General features: G+C 44.8%; 14 protein-coding genes. 8 read left to right on the forward strand and 6 right to left on the reverse strand.

All coding sequences use genetic code 11. From position 1 onward, the window contains the following. Positions 1-3 precede the first annotated feature (3 nt). From BN102_RS01900 to miaB, 3 genes are all read right to left on the reverse strand, one after another. The gene (locus BN102_RS01900) at positions 4-873 is read right to left on the reverse strand and encodes a cell division protein FtsX (RefSeq protein ID WP_083867190.1); all 870 of its coding nucleotides are present in this window, start codon (positions 871-873) and stop codon (positions 4-6) included. A gap of 2 nt (positions 874-875) precedes the next feature. Then, entirely contained in the window at positions 876-1,772 is an 897-nt protein-coding gene (locus tag BN102_RS01905) for a methyltransferase domain-containing protein (protein WP_021311010.1), read from the reverse strand. Between the two features lie 90 nt (positions 1,773-1,862). Then, positions 1,863-3,242: a tRNA (N6-isopentenyl adenosine(37)-C2)-methylthiotransferase MiaB gene (gene miaB, locus BN102_RS01910; RefSeq protein WP_019207372.1), complete on the reverse strand. Its 1,380-nt coding sequence runs from the start codon at positions 3,240-3,242 to the stop codon at positions 1,863-1,865. A 312-nt stretch (positions 3,243-3,554) separates the two neighbouring features. Between miaB and BN102_RS01915 the strand changes: the two genes are divergently transcribed. The 4 genes from BN102_RS01915 to BN102_RS01930 all read left to right on the forward strand — a co-directional run bounded on the left by BN102_RS01915 (position 3,555) and on the right by BN102_RS01930 (position 8,443). Further along, positions 3,555-3,932 (forward strand): hypothetical protein, encoded by a 378-nt coding sequence (locus tag BN102_RS01915; RefSeq protein WP_019207373.1) that lies wholly within the window; start codon positions 3,555-3,557, stop codon positions 3,930-3,932. Between the two features lie 162 nt (positions 3,933-4,094). Then, a complete protein-coding gene (gene leuS, locus BN102_RS01920; protein WP_019207374.1) occupies positions 4,095-6,929 on the forward strand; it encodes a leucine--tRNA ligase in 2,835 nt (944 codons plus the stop codon). 36 nt (positions 6,930-6,965) lie between these two features. Then, positions 6,966-7,865 (forward strand): YitT family protein, encoded by a 900-nt coding sequence (locus BN102_RS01925; RefSeq protein ID WP_019207375.1) that lies wholly within the window; start codon positions 6,966-6,968, stop codon positions 7,863-7,865. Next, the gene (locus BN102_RS01930) at positions 7,862-8,443 is read left to right on the forward strand and encodes a non-canonical purine NTP diphosphatase (protein ID WP_019207376.1); all 582 of its coding nucleotides are present in this window, start codon (positions 7,862-7,864) and stop codon (positions 8,441-8,443) included. Before BN102_RS01925 ends, BN102_RS01930 begins: the two co-directional genes overlap by 4 nt. A gap of 33 nt (positions 8,444-8,476) precedes the next feature. On the opposite strand, the gene BN102_RS01935 is transcribed toward BN102_RS01930, so the two are convergent. Next, positions 8,477-8,869: an A1S_2505 family phage non-structural protein gene (locus BN102_RS01935; RefSeq protein ID WP_019207377.1), complete on the reverse strand. Its 393-nt coding sequence runs from the start codon at positions 8,867-8,869 to the stop codon at positions 8,477-8,479. Positions 8,870-8,952: 83 nt separating this feature from the next. On the opposite strand from BN102_RS01935, the gene BN102_RS01940 reads away from it, so the two are divergent. Together BN102_RS01940 and BN102_RS01945 are read left to right on the forward strand one after the other, a co-directional pair. Next, complete coding sequence (locus BN102_RS01940) at positions 8,953-10,761, forward strand: DUF4091 domain-containing protein (protein WP_019207378.1); 1,809 nt, start codon at positions 8,953-8,955, stop codon at positions 10,759-10,761. 601 nt (positions 10,762-11,362) lie between these two features. Next, positions 11,363-11,908 (forward strand): RNA methyltransferase, encoded by a 546-nt coding sequence (locus BN102_RS01945; RefSeq protein WP_019207379.1) that lies wholly within the window; start codon positions 11,363-11,365, stop codon positions 11,906-11,908. Here BN102_RS01945 and BN102_RS01950 read toward each other — a convergent pair. Continuing rightward, on the reverse strand, positions 11,903-12,502 hold the full coding sequence (locus BN102_RS01950) for a DUF4294 domain-containing protein (protein WP_036787121.1): 600 nt from the start codon (positions 12,500-12,502) through the stop codon (positions 11,903-11,905). The two genes, BN102_RS01945 and BN102_RS01950, sit on opposite strands and share 6 nt — an antisense overlap. A gap of 94 nt (positions 12,503-12,596) precedes the next feature. Here BN102_RS01950 and BN102_RS01955 point away from each other — a divergent pair, with 94 nt between their 5' ends. Next, positions 12,597-14,639, forward strand: a complete 2,043-nt coding sequence (locus BN102_RS01955; RefSeq protein ID WP_019207381.1) for a ComEA family DNA-binding protein — start codon at positions 12,597-12,599, stop codon at positions 14,637-14,639. Between the two features lie 97 nt (positions 14,640-14,736). Beyond that, entirely contained in the window at positions 14,737-15,822 is a 1,086-nt protein-coding gene (locus BN102_RS01960) for a hypothetical protein (RefSeq protein WP_019207382.1), read from the forward strand. Here BN102_RS01960 and BN102_RS01965 read toward each other — a convergent pair. Next, the gene (locus BN102_RS01965; RefSeq protein ID WP_019207383.1) at positions 15,786-16,943 is read right to left on the reverse strand and encodes a glycosyltransferase family 4 protein; all 1,158 of its coding nucleotides are present in this window, start codon (positions 16,941-16,943) and stop codon (positions 15,786-15,788) included. The genes BN102_RS01960 and BN102_RS01965 overlap by 37 nt on opposite strands. Positions 16,944-16,967: the final 24 nt, after the last annotated feature.

Genomic DNA, 16,967 nt, shown 5'->3' on the forward strand with positions numbered 1-16,967 from the left:
TTTCTATATGTAATAAAGGGCACTCGACTTCATTCGCAAGTATTTATTGATAGAGATATAAGAACACATTAAAGTTATCCATACGCCGAAGACGAACACGGAAGATATCACTATCAACAGGGTAGGCAGCGTTATGACGGCAATCAGTTCCGGCCAGTATCCGATCAAAGCATAAGCCATGCCGATTAGAGCCGCGTCGGCTAAGATTGCAGCTACTACTCCGACCCATACATTCTTCCATAGGAAAGGACGACGAATAAAAGCCCAACTGGCGCCCACCAAGGTCATGGTATGAATGAGAAAACGCTTGGAATGAATGGCTAACCGAATGGTATTGTTTATCAAGGCAAACGAAATAAGCGCCAGCAGAGTCGCCAATCCCAAGAGTCCAAAACTGATCTTACGTATATTGCTGTTCACCTCATCCAACAGATCTTCAGGATAGTCGATCTCCAGCACTTTTTTATTTGAAAGGATTTCCTTTTCAATCCATCTCACGCTATCGGAATGGGTATAATCGGCTTTCAGCTTCACCTCAATACTCGACGAGAAAGGATTGTGCCCGATAAACTCAGCCGGATCGGTACCCATGGTTTCCGTTTGTTCTTTCAGCGCCAATTCTTTCGAAATGTACGCGCTTTCTTTCACATATGGCTTTTCGTTCAGCACTTTCTGGAAGGTCAGCGCTTCCGGTTCTTTCATGTCGTCGCTCAGCATAACGGTAAAGCTGATATTCTCCCGGACATATTTCGATAAGTTCTTCGCCGACAACACAAAGAATACAACCATGCCCAACAACAACAATACCAACATGGTACTGATGCTGGAAGTAATAAACTGCATATCGAAAAAAGAGGTTCGTTTCTTTGCCATCATCACTTCATTCTGAATACATATACCATCGAACTGCTCCGTTCTTTTTTCGCCAAAGCATGCAACCAAGCTTTACATCCCATCCATAATCCTTTTAAAAAAACACTTCGGGAAGCCTTATACTTTTCCGACAACATGGATATGTAAAAGGCATCAAAAGGCATCGGATGTTGTTCTGTCAAAATAAATCCATGCTTTACTCCCATCTGTTGCATCGTCGAAGGCGTAAAATGCCATAAATGCCTCGGCACATCATAGGCCGCCCACATCGGGCCGTAAACGTTCGCATCATACGAGGCGGGATTCGGAACAGCTACCACCAATATTCCTCGTGTTTTCAACAAACGGTAAAGAGTTTCCCATAATTCATTCAAGTGCTCTATATGTTCCATCACGTGCCACATCGTAATCACGTCGAAAGAACGATCGTCATACGTAGACAAAGTCCCGTCTCCCCGTACCTCCAAATTAAAATGTGCTCGGGCAAATGCGCTCGCTTTTTCATTCTTTTCTATAGCCTGGACATCCCAGCCGCTCTTTCGAGCCGCATGAGGAAAATATCCCGTACCCGTGCCGATATCTAATAAAGAGCCTTTTTTCAAGCCGGAAGTACGTTGTATCAGCCGAACTTTCTTTCGAAGCATGAACGTCCTGACCACATGATATACCTTATTTATCAGTCCTTTCTGCGTATCAGAATGAGAAATATAAACCGATGTTTCATAATACTGATCCATCTCTCGCTCGACAGGGACATCCTGAGTGAATGCAAACCCGCAATCAATGCACTTCCAGATTTCGAACTGCTCACCCGAAGCAACATGATCCGTACACGCCGTCACAGGCTTAAAATGCTTTCCGCCACAAAGCGGACAGGTGTCAATATGGAGCGTATTCACTACTATATCCTAATTTGATGCAAAGAAACGAATAAAAAGTTAGATGCGCACTTTCTTTTAAACACTTTTAATAGAATACACACGAATCATTCATTCGCTATTCATCGCTTCTTCACCTTTCAATGTGGCGGAACTCGATTCCGTAATACGGACTTTCACGAAATCGCCGATATGGCGATTCCCTTTATCGAAGACGACTACTTTGTTTTGTTCCGTCCGCCCGAACAATTGAGATCGCGACCGCTTTGAAAATCCTTCCACTAATACTTCAAAAACCTTACCCACATCCCTTGCATTACTCTCCGCCGAAAGATGGTTCTGCAAATCAATAATCTCTTTCAATCGTTTAATTTTCAACTCTTCCTGCACATTGTCCGCCAGATGTTTGGCAGCATACGTTCCCGGCCGTTCTGAATATTTAAACATAAAAGCAGCATCATAAGCGCACTCTCTCATCAGGGATAATGTCGCCCGCTGATCTTCTTCCGTTTCGTCATGGTAACCACAAAAGATATCGGTCGTCAATCCGCAATCGGGAACGATTCGTCGAACGGCTGTCACTCGATCCAAGTACCACTCACGCGTATACTTTCGATTCATGAGCTTCAACACATGATTACTTCCACTTTGAACCGGCAAATGGATATGCTTGCACACGTTCGGAATTTCAGCGATGACATGCAATGTCTCGTCACTCATGTCCTTCGGATGCGAAGTAGTAAAACGAACCCGCATGGTCGGGACAGCTTCCGCTACGGTACGCAATAAGACAGGAAAGGTAATCGCCTTCTGCTCTTTTTCGAATCGATAAGAGTTCACGTTCTGTCCCAACAAGGTGACCTCCTTATATCCTTTACTTTTCAAATCGATCACTTCGTTCAAAATACTTTCTATATCTCGACTCCGCTCTCTGCCTCTGGTATAAGGCACGATACAATAATGGCAAAAGTTATTGCATCCGCGCATGATACTGACAAATCCGGATATACGATTCCCGCAAATACGCGAAGGAATCACATCCCGATACGTTTCAGTGGTAGAGAGGCTCACATCTATTGCTTTTTCTCCCGCCTCGACAGAAGCGATCAAGTCTGGCAAACTCAGATAAGAGTCGGGACCAACGACCAAATCCGTATGATGATTTCGAATCAGATCTTCCCTTACTCGCTCGGCCATGCAGCCTAATACTCCCACAATGAGATGCGGTTTCTTCGACTTTTTCAAAGCATAGAAATACTCCAGCCTGTTATAAACTTTATTCTCCGCATTTTCCCTCACAGAACAAGTATTCACAAAAACGGCGTCGGCTTCTTCCACACGATCGCAAATATCGTAACCTGCCATATTCATGATCGAAGCAATTATTTCGCTGTCGGCCACATTCATCTGGCAACCATACGTTTCAATAAACAATTTCTTTCCGGTTTCAGTCGCAAATTTTAAGTCTGTTTCCGTCTTCTTTTTCGTCATAAATTATATTTTTATCGCTGCAAAGATACGCACTTCTTGTTAATTTATAACTTTTAATGCCATAAAAAGTATCAAATTAATAATTTCATCCCTTTAAAAGTTAATAAATTGTAATATTATAACAAAAGAGCATTTTTTTATACGCATTAAAGTAATCTCATTATATATTTGCAATGAAAAACATTAGATTTTTTCATAGTTAAGGTTTAGGTTAAAAATGAAGGAGGACAGCTGAGAAGCTCTCTTCCTTTTTTATTCTCTCTTTTCATGCTTCAACCAAATTAATTGATACCTTTGCAAAAACAGGAAACGATGGATATACTTTTTATTGTCGGACTTATTTTGTTCTTCCTCTTAACGAGCGGATTCGCAAAGAAAACGGGAGGCAAGGAGCCTTCTTCCAAAAAATCTTTCGAAGAGATTTTTCCCGAGATAACGGAATGGAGCAAACCCGAAAGGAAGAAAACCGCTTCCCCTTCGGTAATGAATACATCGAAAGAGAATTCGTCCGGAACGGAAAACTTCCGCAAAGCACCTCACAGCTCAAGCATTCCGAAAGCTTCGGCGCAAGTTCGCAAAGCATCTCAGACAACGGAAAAGTCCGTCAGCGATGAAATACGTTTACAAACTCCCGAAGAAGCCCGTCGGGCTTTTATCTATTCCGAGATCTTCAAACGGAAATACGAATAAACCGTTATCGCGCGAATTAAAGGGGAAAGACCTTCAATGCTTTCTCCTTGTATATATTAATCAATCGTCATACATGATTAATTAATTCAAATCTATCATTATTTAGTTGGGTTTTCACTATCTTTACGCCCAAAATCAAATCCGAACACAGTTGATATAACTATGGAATACAATTTCAAAGAGATTGAAAAGAAATGGCAACGACGTTGGGTAACGAACAAAACCTATCGGGTTGTCGAGGATGAGACAAAAAAGAAATATTACGTTTTAAATATGTTTCCTTATCCTTCGGGAGCCGGATTGCACGTCGGCCACCCGTTAGGGTACATCGCTTCCGATATCTATGCCCGTTACAAACGTTTACAGGGTTTCAACGTGCTGAACCCGATGGGATACGATGCGTATGGACTTCCTGCGGAACAATATGCTATCCAGACCGGCCAACACCCGGCTATTACCACAGTGAACAATATCCACCGGTACCGGGAACAGTTAGACAAGATAGGCTTTTCGTTCGATTGGGACCGTGAAATCCGTACGTGCGATCCCGATTATTATCATTGGACGCAATGGGCCTTCCAAAAGATGTTCGACAGCTTCTATTGCAACAACTGTCAGCAAGCGGAACCGATTGAAAAGCTGATTCGGCATTTCGAAAAAGCAGGGACAAGCGATTTGAATGCAGCCTGTTCCGAAGAAATCAGTTTCACCGCAAAAGAATGGAATGCAAAATCGGAGAGAGAGAAACAGGAGGTTCTGATGAACTATCGAATTGCCTACGTAGGTGAAACGATGGTCAACTGGTGTCCCGAATTAGGGACGGTCTTGGCCAACGACGAAGTGGTCGACGGAGTCTCCGTTCGCGGCGGTTATCCTGTCGTTCAGAAGAAGATGCGTCAATGGTGTCTCCGCGTCTCCGCTTACGCACAACGATTATTGGACGGTTTGGATACCCTTCAATGGAGCGATTCGTTAAAGGAAACACAACGCAATTGGATCGGTCGCTCAGAAGGAGCGGAAGTCGTTTTCGACATCAAAGGTACGAACGAACGATTCACCATTTTTACCACTCGGGCGGATACCATGTTCGGCGTAACCTTCATGGTTCTCGCTCCGGAAAGCGACTTGGTCACCAAAGTAACGACCGATTTGCAAAGAGCGGAAGTGCGTGCTTATTTGGACGAGACCAAAAAACGGACAGAACGGGAACGAATCTCCGACAGAAAAGTGACGGGCGTGTTCAGCGGTTCGTATGCTGTCAATCCCTTTACCGGCGAGGCCGTTCCTATCTGGATAAGCGACTATGTGCTGGCCGGTTACGGAACGGGAGCGATCATGGCCGTTCCTGCTCACGATAGCCGCGATTACGCTTTCGCCAAGCATTTCGACTTGCCCATCGTTCCATTGGTCGAAGGTTGCGATATCAGCGAAGAGAGTTTCGATGCCAAAGCAGGCATTGTTTGCAATTCGCCGAGGGAAGGCGTGATACCTTACTGCGACTTAAATTTGAACGGGCTAACCGTTCAGGAAGCTATTGCCACTACGAAGAAGTATGTGAAAAGCCACCGTTTAGGGCGTATTAAGGTCAATTACCGATTGCGCGACGCTATCTTCAGCCGTCAACGTTATTGGGGCGAACCATTCCCCGTATATTATAAAGACGGAATGCCTTACCTGATCGACGAAACCAAGTTGCCGCTGCAACTTCCGGAAATAGATAAGTACGAGCCGACCGAAACGGGCGAACCACCCTTGGGGCGGGCCACGAAATGGGCGTGGGATGTCATCAAAGGCGAGATGGTCGAGAACTCGTTGATCGACGATGTCGACGTATTTCCTTTGGATCTGCATACTATGCCGGGATTCGCTGGTTCGTCCGCTTATTACCTCCGCTACATGGATCCCCACAACGAGCGGGAACTTGTCTCGAAAAAGGCCGATCGCTATTGGCAAAACGTCGATCTATATGTCGGTGGAACCGAACACGCTACAGGACATTTGATTTATTCCCGCTTTTGGAACAAATTCCTGCACGATTACGGCGTCAGCCTCGCCGAGGAACCGTTCCTGAAGTTAATCAATCAGGGAATGATTCAAGGGCGAAGCAACTTTGTATATCGCATCAAAGATACGAATAGTTTCGTCTCTTTCGGTTTGAAAGACAATTACGACGTAACGCCTATCCACGTCGACGTCAATATCGTATCGAACGACGTGCTGGATATCGACGCTTTCAAGAATTGGCGTTCCGAATACCGCGAAGCGACGTTCATTCTCGAAGACGGCAAGTATATCTGTGGATGGGCGGTCGAAAAGATGAGCAAATCCATGTTCAACGTCGTCAACCCGGATAGAATTGTTGAGAAATACGGCGCCGACACCTTGCGCATGTACGAGATGTTCCTCGGTCCGGTAGAACAAAGCAAACCATGGGATACAAACGGTATCGACGGGGTACATCGTTTTCTCAAGAAATTGTGGAATCTGTTCTACGACAAGGGAGGACGGTTTCTGCCCATCGAAGGAGAACCGACAAAGGACGAACTGAAAAGCATCCACAAACTGACGAAGAAAGTAACCAACGATATCGAGACCTTCTCGTACAATACTTCCGTCAGCGCCTTTATGATCTGCGTCAATGAATTGACTCAATTAAAGAGCCGCAACAAAACCGTATTGAACGATCTTATCGTCTTGCTCGCTCCGTTCGCCCCCCATATCAGTGAAGAATTATGGGAAGCGTCGGGACATGCTTCCTCCGTATGCGACGCCCGATGGCCCGTCTACGACGAAGTTTATCTGACAGAAGAAGTTGTAAAATATACCATCTCCTTCAATGGAAAAGCCCGCTTTACCATGGATTTCCCGGCGGATGCCGATCGGGAACGTATAGAAAGTGCTGTCTTATCGGAAGAACAATCGCAAAAATGGATCGATGGCAAAACGCCGAAAAAGATCATCGTCGTGCCGAAGAAGATCGTCAATATCGTTTTATAATTCATCATCTTTCCTGTAAACCTAAAATCTAAAACCATGAATAATACACAGATCACAGAAAGCATTAAAAAAGAGTGGAAAGATTATATCATCATCGCCATCGGCACCATCATCATCTCCTTGGGGTTCGCCGTTTTTTTGCTGCCCTACAAATTGACGACAGGAGGAATAACGGGAGCATGTACGATTGTCTATTATGTCACCGGAATAGAGATTCAATACACCTATTTCTTCGTCAACGTGCTGCTGTTGGGAATTGCCCTGAAAATTCTCGGGTTACGCTTTTTAATAAAAACCATTTACGCTACGCTTTCTCTTACGCTTTTCTTAGGCTTGGCACAGATTTTCGTAAAGGCCGGCAAGTCTGAATTGCCTCAGCTCTTGGGTCCCAATCAAGAATTTATGGCAGCCGTAGTTGGAGGCTGTTTGGTGGGATTGGGTGTGGGAATGGTTTTCAGCAAGAACGGCAGCACCGGCGGAACGGATATCATCGCCTGGGTCATCAATAAATACAGGGATGTTCCCCTCGGCCAACTGATGATGTATCTGGATATCATCATCGTTTCCTCGTGCTATTTTGTCTTCAGCGATTGGAAACGAGTACTTTTCGGATATTGCATTCTCTTTATTTCCAACTTCGTACTCGATTACGTCATCAACGCTGCCCGGCAGTCCGTACAATTCCTCATCTTTTCAAAAAAATACAACGAGATTGCAGAAGCTATCAATACACGAGTACGAAGAGGAGTGACACTAATCGACGGCATCGGATGGTACAGCAAAATAGAAATCAAAGTGGTAGTGGTCTTGGCGAGAAAGAACCAAGCGCTCGACATCTTTCGTTTAGTCAAAGAAATCGATCCGAACGCGTTCATCTCTCAAAGTAACGTCGTCGGCGTTTACGGCGAAGGCTTCGATAAATTGAAAATAAAATGAAAAAGAAATTAATATTAGCATCCAACAACGCACACAAACTGCAAGAAATCAGAGAAATATTAGGAAACGACTGTCACATCTTAAGTCTGCAGGATATCGGTTGCCATGCTGACATCCCGGAAACGGCGATGACATTGGAAGGGAACGCACGTCTGAAAGCTTCGTACGTTTACGAACATTATCATGAAGACTGTTTCGCCGACGATACCGGACTCGAAGTAGAAGCGTTGAACGGTGCACCGGGAGTATATTCAGCACGGTATGCCGGAGATGGGCATGATTCTGCCGCCAACCGAAGAAAACTCCTGAAGGACATGAACTGTCAAACCGATCGGAGAGCTCGTTTTCGCACCGTCATCTGTCTGATAGAGAACGGAGAAGAACACCTTTTCGAAGGCGAAGTAAAAGGACAAATCCTCGACGAAGAAAGGGGAAGTTTCGGATTCGGATACGATGCCGTCTTCATGCCCGACGAATATGATCGCACGTTCGCCGAACTGGGAGAAACCGTCAAGAATAAAATCAGCCACCGGGCAAAAGCTGTCGAACAACTTTGCCGTTATCTCCGTAAGAAATAAACATCAAACATATTCGGAACAAAACCGGCACGGTTACGTCAACAGATCCCAAAACTCTCGGGGCAAAGAAATATTCTCTACATCAACAGCTCTTTCGAATAAAGGAGCTATGTCTTTCGGCGAAAAACCGGCGATACCGCATCCTATCTTCGTGACTAGAAAACGGTATTCGGGGTGCGATGCCGCAAAATTTATAAAACGATTTACATAAGGAACAATCGCATCAGGCCCTCCGTGCATGGTCGGAATGCCGTAACTCCGTCCCTGCAAGCCGTCGCCCTGCCCCATTATCGCACCGAATCGTCGATAAGCCAAATAAGCCGCCCCTCCGCCATGCAACCCTTCGAGATTGCTGCCAAAAACAAAAATCTCGCATTCGCCCAGCGAAGTAATGCAATCGGGAGTAATACGATTCGTCTTTTCCATTTTATTACAAAAATTCTTCTCACAAATGTAAGCAAAAATTTTTATCTTTGTCCGTGAAATAAAACTAATAACAGTACAATATCATGAATAAAAAGACAAAAGTATTCGCCACAGCTTGTTTTTGCGTAATGACGCTACAAGTTTCGGCTCAAGAAAACAACGGAACGACCCTTGCAGGAAGAAATACCGGCCAACCAGCGTATCCGCAAAGCACATATCGAGAATTATCGAACCCCGTGGCAGTAAACCCGCAACTCTGGAGTAAGGTAAACGGTACGAACGTAGAATGGGGTTCCATCGACATCCGATATAAAAAGGAAGAGCCCCCCATCGTTACGGACGGCGACATGAAAGAACTTACAGCCTGGAGGGGAGAGAGAATGAATGCACAATTCGTAGTATGGAATAAAGAAGCCCTGTCGCATCTCACCTTCGAAGCGACCGACCTCATTTCGAAAAAGAATAAAATCGCCAAAGAAAACATAGGAAGCGGATTTGTTCGTTATGTGATGACCGACGAACTGAATAAAGATAAAAACGGAGGATGTAGCAATCGACCCGATCCCACCGAATGGGACTCTACATTAGTGGCAGACCCCATCGATCATATCACCAAAGAATTAGCGCTACCGCCAATGAATACGCAAGCCGGGTGGATCTGCGTCCGCGTTCCCCGTGACGCCGCACCCGGAACCTATACGGGAAAAGTGATCGTGCGAAACGGAAATACACTATTGAATACATTGACCCTGAAAGTAACGGTAAAGAACCGCACACTTCCCGCCGTAGAAGATTGGAAATTCCATTTGGATCTATGGCAGAACCCCTATGCCGTAGCACGTTACTACCAAGTAAAACCATGGAGCAAAGCACATCTCGACGCCATGCGCCCCATTATGAAAATGTATCAGCAGGCAGGAGGGAAAGTAATCACCACCTCGATCATGCACAAGCCCTGGAATGCACAGACATACGACTATTTCGAATCGATGATAACGTGGATCAAAAAGTTGGACGGAACATGGACTTTCGACTTCGCCGTCTTCGATAAATGGGTGCAATTCATGATGGATCTCGGTGTGAAAAAAGAAATCGACTGCTACTCGATGGTACCGTGGGCGTTGTCGTTTCGATATTTTGACCAAGCGACCAACTCAATGGAAACGATTCACATGCAACCGGGTGACGCCGTATACGAAGAAATATGGACTTCGCTATTGAAATCGTTCGCCACACACCTGAAAGAAAAAGGCTGGTTCGACATTACTCACATATCCATGGACGAACGCTCCATCGACGTCATGCTGAAGACATTAAAAATAATCCGCCATGCAGACCCCGATTTCAACATATCGATGGCCGGTAACCTCCATCAGGAACTGTTGGACGAACTGAACGACTACTGCATCCCCATTCGGTTGAAATTCTCGAAAGAAGCGATCGAAGCCCGTCGAGCAAAAGAAAAAGTAACCACATTCTATACCTGTTGCGCAGAACCTTATCCGAACACTTTTACATTCAGCCCCCCCGCCGAAGCCGAATGGATCGGTCTGTATGCAGCAAAAGCCAACCTCGACGGTTACCTTCGATGGGCTTATAACAGCTGGGTTCCGGAACCTCTGCTCGACAGTCGCTTCTCCAAATGGGCGGCCGGTGACACATATCTGGTTTATCCCGGAGCGCGAACGAGCATTCGTTTCGAGCGACTGATCGCAGGCATTCAGGATTACGAGAAAATACGTATCCTGCGCGACGAATTTACCAAGAGAGGAAACAAATCGGCCTTGCGAAAAATAGAAAATGCGCTGAAACCGATGGACGAACTGAAACTGAACGTCGTACCGGCTTCGACCGACGTCGACAGGGTAAAGAAAGTATTGAACCAGTTCTAATCCATCGTCGATGAGGCGCAGGGAGGCTATGCCGCCCTGCGCCTCATTATCGATAACAGCGCCACCTTTCAGCGAAAACTCAGTATCTTTTGCGAAAAAGATTAGGATCTTTTGAAAGAAAGATTAGCATCTTTTTGAAGATTACCCGACAACTTTTCAAATCGCCCATTATAATTATCTTTTTTTATTTTATAAAAAGAAAGATTTTTGATAATGATAATAGACTGTTCATTCGGTTGATAAATAATCGGCGTATCGATTGGATTTTAAGTTATTCTTTTAAGAATTGCTCACAGGCAATTATTGTTAACCGTTTAGGTTGTTGATCTATTGTATTTTATGTATATATCAACCGCTTGTTCAAAAGAAAGAAGGTTGAAATTTTCTTTTTGAAAACGAATTGAAAAATACGGTTTTCGAAGTTGAAATTATTCGATAAAAAAACAGTTATTTAGTTGGATAGTTGATATTCGATCGACTATATAAATTTAAATTGATAATGCAAGGAAAAGTTTCGAATAACTTTCAACAAGTTTTTTATACGTTATGAACCGTTTTTGTGAATAAATTCGTTACTTTTGTTCGGATAAAAATAATCGTTATGAGAAAACTAAAGATAACTGAACTAAACCGAATGACGGTAGACGAATTCAAGAAAGCGAAGAAATTGCCGTTAGTTGTAATCTTGGACGAAGTACGCAGTTTGTATAATGTGGGTTCCGTTTTTCGCTCATCCGATGCTTTCCGGGTGAGCCGTATTTATTTATGCGGCATTACCGCCGTACCTCCTCATCCTGAAATTCATAAGACCGCGTTGGGAGCTGAGGATTCCGTCGACTGGACATATAAGAAGAATACGATGGATGCTATCGACGAACTTCGCGAAGAGGGATATCTCATATCGGCTCTCGAACAGACGGCAGAAAGTACGATGCTTGATCGTATTTCGTTGGATAAGCGTAAGAAGTATGCCGTCGTGTTGGGGAATGAAGTGAAAGGAATACGGCAGGAGGTAGTCGATGCTTGCGATTATGCCATAGAGATTCCTCAGTACGGCACGAAGCATTCGCTGAACGTGTCTGTGGCGGCAGGGATAGTCCTTTGGGAATATGCCAGGAAACTGTTGACGGTAGAGGGAAACTTATAGTTGGCCGTTCTCTACTTGGAGGACGACTCTTTCGATCAGTCGGTCGTCTCCGGAAGGGTCGTACTGTTTCTTCAGGTTGGCTCCGAATATCGATGCGAAAACTTGGTACGACCAGGCACGTACGGATCCTAAAAAGGCTTTAACTAAATCGTACGAAGAAGAATTCGTTTCACGGTACACTAACTTGATCAATAGTTTTCCTTGCGTCAGGGTTAGCCTTTTCATTCGCGGCGTATATTCTTTTTTAATGCTTTTCTCTACTCTTTTCAGGTGCTTGTCGCGCTCTTTTTGTGTGGGCAATGTTTGTATGTATTCGTAGGTTTCGATGACGATTCCTTTTATTTCCTTGGCTATGGGTAATGTTTTTTTGACATCGCGTACCAGTTTGTTGTATTTCGCCTGTGCGCTCTTGCTTCTGAAGACGATAGGCTTGAATATATAAACGTCGGGTAGTCTTAGAAAAGGAATGGTATCGTTTTTATAGATGGTTGCGGGAACGCGGTACCCTCCTATTTCGGTAGTCAGTTCCTGTTGTGCAAAAGCCGCTGCGGAAGATAGCAACAAACCAAATACTATAAAGAGTTTTCTTTTCATGCTGATCATACTGGCACAAAAGTAGTAAGAAAAGCGATTGTTCGCCCAAGTGATAATTATTTTTAGCATAAAACGCTTAAATATTAATGACCGGATGAGTAAACTGTTTCAAACAGCGCTGACGATTTGTTTTTTGATAAGCCTGCCTGTCCGAGGACAGGAAGTGTTGGAAGAACTGGCTCAACAGGCGATGGAAAACGGAGCAGCTCAAAGCGAATCGATGTTCGAAGATTTGGCGGATTACTCGGTTTCTCCCTTGAATATCAATCAGGCGACGAGAGAGGAGTTAAAGCGTTTTCCTTTTTTATCCGATGAACTGATCGAGCGTATCCTCTATTACTTGTACAAATACGGACCGATGTTGACGGATAATGAACTGATGATGGTGGAAGGCATGGACAGGGAAACGGCTGAAAAATTGAAACCTTTCGTTTGTTTCCGGCAAACGGAAGAGACGCATAAATCGTTGAATCTTAAACAAATATTGAAATACGGAAAGCAGGAGTTGACAGTCCGGGCAGATATCCCTTTTTATAATCGGGAAGGATTCAAACTGCATCGTAAGAAGACATTGGAGAAAGATCCGAATAAGCAGTATATCGGTCGTCCCTATCGTCATTATCTGCGTTATAGTTTTCGGTATGCCAATCGGATTTATGCGGGACTGACTGCGGAGAACGATGCCGGAGAACCCTTCTTCTCAGGTAAAAACCGGAAGGGCTACGATTATTATTCGCCTTATCTTCTCTTGCATGACTTGTGTAAGATAAAAACGTTGGTGATCGGCAATTATCGTTCTAATTACGGATACGGGTTGGTTGTCAATTCCGATTTCAGTTTAGGTAAGACTGCCTCTTTGAATACGTTGTTTAATAGGAGCACCGGTTTGAAGAAGCACTCTTCCGTCGATGAGTACAATTATTTTCAGGGAATAGGGGCAAGCATTCAGTTGTTCAAGCGTTGGACGATCGATGCCTTTTATTCGTTTAGAAAAATGGACGGAAAAGTGGACGGTCTGTGCATAACTTCGTTGAAAAGAGACGGATTGCACCGATTGGAGAGAGAGTTTGAAAGGAAAAATACCTATAATAACCGGTTAATAGGCAGTCATTTGAATTATAACGGAAAATATGGCGAATTTGGATTGACGGCTGTTCATAACGTTTTGAACAAACGGTTGAAACTAACTTCCCGACCGTATAATAACTACGCTCCTGCAGGCCGGGATTTTTTTAACATAGGGCTGAATTATAAGTTGTTTGTGAAAGAATTTACCTTGTCGGGCGAAATTGCCGCAGATAAAAAGGGTACGGTTGCAGCTCTGAACGTGCTGCGTTATTCACCGAATCCGAAAACTCAATTCGTAGTTATGAACAGATATTACGACGCAAAGTATCAAAGCTTGTATGCCCGTTCCGTTTCCGAAGGAGGAACGGTTCAGAACGAAAATGCTTTTTATATCGGATTGGAGACCAAATTGTTGCGGAAAGTATCGCTGACGGCTTACGGCGATTTCTTTTACTTCCCTTGGAAAAAATATTTGGTGAGCAAAGCCGGTACAAAAGGTTTCGACGGACTCTTTCAATTGAATTATTCACCGAGTTATGAACTGAACATGTTCATAAGATATAAGTATAAGAAGAAAGACAGAGACGTCGAGATAACCGGGAACAAAAGGCAAACCGTTCCTTTGATTCAACACAGGCTCCGGTATCAGTTGAACTGTCGCCCGAATGAACAGTGGACCTTGAAAACGGTTGCCGAATATCATAGGATCGATGGGCGTTATCGGAAAACAAAGCAAGGTTATTTAGTATCGCAAACGGCCGATTGTGTTTTCGAACCATTGCCTCTTCGGATCGACTTCTCGGCCGTGTGGTTCGATACGACCGATTACGATACACGTATTTATCTGTATGAGAAAAGTATACTTTATGCCTTTTCGATGCCTTCTTTCTTCTATAAAGGGATAAAATTCGTATCCAATATCCGGTATGCATTTGCCGACCGGCTGATTATACAATTCAAGTACGGCTGGATGCATTATCTGAATAGAAAGACGATAGGCACCGGATTGGACTTGATTAACGGATGTAATAAGCACGATTTATGTGTTCAAGTGCGATGGAAGTTTTAAATAGCCTTGCATGAATGGTTGTATCGTGTCGTTAGGAAAGGAGGTTATGATTTTAGGAATGAAATCGTTATCTTTGCACGATAAAAGATTCGTGTATATGATGCATCGTTCGATTCGATATCGTTTGCTCCTCCTGTTGGGAGCGGTTGCGGTGAGTTGCACTTCTTTCGACGAGAAAGTTACGCTTGCTCTGGATGAGGACATCATTGCTTCGGCAAGAGATTTGCAGGCGGGACCGTTGCCTCTTGTCGACGGTCTGAAGAAGAATGCGAAAGCGCTTTTCGTATATAGAGACAGTATCTTGATCGTACTGAATAAAAATGTCGATGATGCCCATGCGATCGAATTGTACGATTTATCCGACTGTCGGACAATAGCCCGGTTGTACCGCTTCGGAAGCGGAACGGACGGCTTACTCTCTGCCGAGGCGGTGCTGAACGGAAACAGATTGATTGTAAACGATTCCGTCCGCTCGCAGGTAGTCACGTTGAACATAGATTCGGTGTTACGTAATCACCGTTATGCCCCCCCTCCTCTTCGTTACGGAAAGATCGGAGCGCCTAAGGCCGTTCCGTTTTACGATGATCTGTTGGTAGAGAATCCTGATTTCTTCCATAACAAGGATATGCGCATCCGTCAGGGCGACTTCCGCTTTATCGTGATGAAGCAGGGAGAGAGTTATACAGCGAACAAGTCGTATAAGTATTACACCAAACATCTGGCCGTAAACGGACAGATCTTGGTCGACGAAGAAAAGGGGCGGGTGCTGTATGGACGTCTGTACGAGTCGTTGCTCGAGGTGTACGATTCGGACCTTCGCTTGATTCGGTCGGTCTCTGGCCCGATGAATATCGTTCCCAACTATCGTTTCGAAGGAACGGGAGGTTATTACCGCATCGAGTTCAAACATCCTGTTCCTTATGCCTATCTCAATTGTTGCGCGGATGCCGATTATGTATATCTGGTTTATGCGGGCGGTTATTTGAAGAAAGAAGCTGCGATGAATAGCTTGTCCCACTGGATTTTGAAGTTCGACTGGGAGGGGAACTTCGTACAGAGTTACCGTGCGGGAATGGCCGTGCTTTCGCTTTCGAAGAGCGTTCGGGATGCCGATGCTTTTTATGCTGCCGTTTCGGATGAAAACGGTCAGGTGTCTTTGGTAAGACTGGCGGAGAAGGAGTGATCTTCCTCTTCCTCCGATTTGGGTATGCGGAGGATATCCAAGTAGTAATCGATGTATTCGTCAGCGGCTTTGTCCCAACTGAAGAGCTTTGCGTGGCGTTTGATTCTCTCGTTCCATGTTTCTTCGTCTCGGCGGTATTCCGCAAGTCCTTGCCTTACGACAGCCGCCATCGCTTCGGGTTCCAGTGTATCGAAGTAACGGGAGACTTCGCCACCGATTTCCGGCAATGAGGTGAGGCGGGAGATGAAGGTCGGTTTGCCGAAGCACATGGCCTCGAGTACGGGTAAACCGAAGCCTTCGCTCAGCGAAGGGAACAAGAAAGCCTCGCAGCGCGCATAAAGGTGGGCTTTTTCTTCCGTCGAAACGAGCCCTTTGAAGAACACGTTCTGCAGTTTATGTTTTCTGACGATGTCGCATAATTCGCTGATATCTCCTTTTCCTGCCAAGACTAAATTTTGGTCGGGCAGATAACGCATCATTGCTACTAAGAGGTGGGGATTCTTCTTGCTGTCCAAGCTGGAAAGGTGAAACAGGTAACGGTCGGGAAGCGACATGTCGCAAGACGTTTCTACGGCTTGGAGGTCTGTTACGCCGTTGTAAACGATGCGGTACGGTTGCCGGATGTCGAAGTTTGACCGTACGTCTGCGGCCGTGAAGTGGGAAATGAACGACAAGTGCGTGGCTTTGTCGAGGCTTTGCCGTATTCTTTTTTTCTTTCGCTCTATTTCTCGAATTTTTAATCCGTTATGCATGAAATTAATATCGTGTACGGTAATGAGCGTGTGGGGGGAATACGTTTCACACAGTTTGGGCAATTGTTGACACCAATGCACGAGTTCCGCTTTGGGGAAAAGCCGCTTTGCCAAGGGGTTGAGCATCGGATATTTGTATAGGATTTCATGCCGTTTGCCGAAAACCATGTATTCCACGTCGTTGCCGTAGCATCCTTTCTTCTCTTTCGGTACGATGAAACAGAATTGAAGACCGTATTTTTCTTTCAGTTTGCCCGCACGGTCTGCCAACCTCGTGGCCAGTGCGTTCTCCATTTCTCCCAAGCCTACGTAGGGCTTTCTCGTATCGTAGAGGTAGATGGCTATCCGTCGTTTGCTTTTCTCTTTCATATCGTTAATGAGACGGTTCAGTTA

Source organism: Phocaeicola abscessus CCUG 55929 (assembly GCF_000312445.1).
In the GTDB taxonomy this organism is placed as follows: domain Bacteria; phylum Bacteroidota; class Bacteroidia; order Bacteroidales; family Bacteroidaceae; genus Phocaeicola; species Phocaeicola abscessus.

Coding starts and splice junctions, on each gene's coding strand:
- BN102_RS01915 (WP_019207373.1), top strand. CDS start 3,555: ATGGATATACTTTTTATTGTCGGACTTATTTTGTTCTTCCTCTTAACG.
- BN102_RS01925 (WP_019207375.1), top strand. CDS start 6,966: ATGAATAATACACAGATCACAGAAAGCATTAAAAAAGAGTGGAAAGAT.
- BN102_RS01945 (WP_019207379.1), top strand. CDS start 11,363: ATGAGAAAACTAAAGATAACTGAACTAAACCGAATGACGGTAGACGAA.
- BN102_RS01900 (WP_083867190.1), bottom strand. CDS start 873: ATGGCAAAGAAACGAACCTCTTTTTTCGATATGCAGTTTATTACTTCC.
- BN102_RS01955 (WP_019207381.1), top strand. CDS start 12,597: ATGAGTAAACTGTTTCAAACAGCGCTGACGATTTGTTTTTTGATAAGC.
- BN102_RS01935 (WP_019207377.1), bottom strand. CDS start 8,869: ATGGAAAAGACGAATCGTATTACTCCCGATTGCATTACTTCGCTGGGC.
- BN102_RS01940 (WP_019207378.1), top strand. CDS start 8,953: ATGAATAAAAAGACAAAAGTATTCGCCACAGCTTGTTTTTGCGTAATG.
- miaB (WP_019207372.1), bottom strand. CDS start 3,242: ATGACGAAAAAGAAGACGGAAACAGACTTAAAATTTGCGACTGAAACC.
- leuS (WP_019207374.1), top strand. CDS start 4,095: ATGGAATACAATTTCAAAGAGATTGAAAAGAAATGGCAACGACGTTGG.
- BN102_RS01930 (WP_019207376.1), top strand. CDS start 7,862: ATGAAAAAGAAATTAATATTAGCATCCAACAACGCACACAAACTGCAA.
- BN102_RS01950 (WP_036787121.1), bottom strand. CDS start 12,502: ATGAAAAGAAAACTCTTTATAGTATTTGGTTTGTTGCTATCTTCCGCA.
- BN102_RS01960 (WP_019207382.1), top strand. CDS start 14,737: ATGATGCATCGTTCGATTCGATATCGTTTGCTCCTCCTGTTGGGAGCG.
- BN102_RS01965 (WP_019207383.1), bottom strand. CDS start 16,943: ATGAAAGAGAAAAGCAAACGACGGATAGCCATCTACCTCTACGATACG.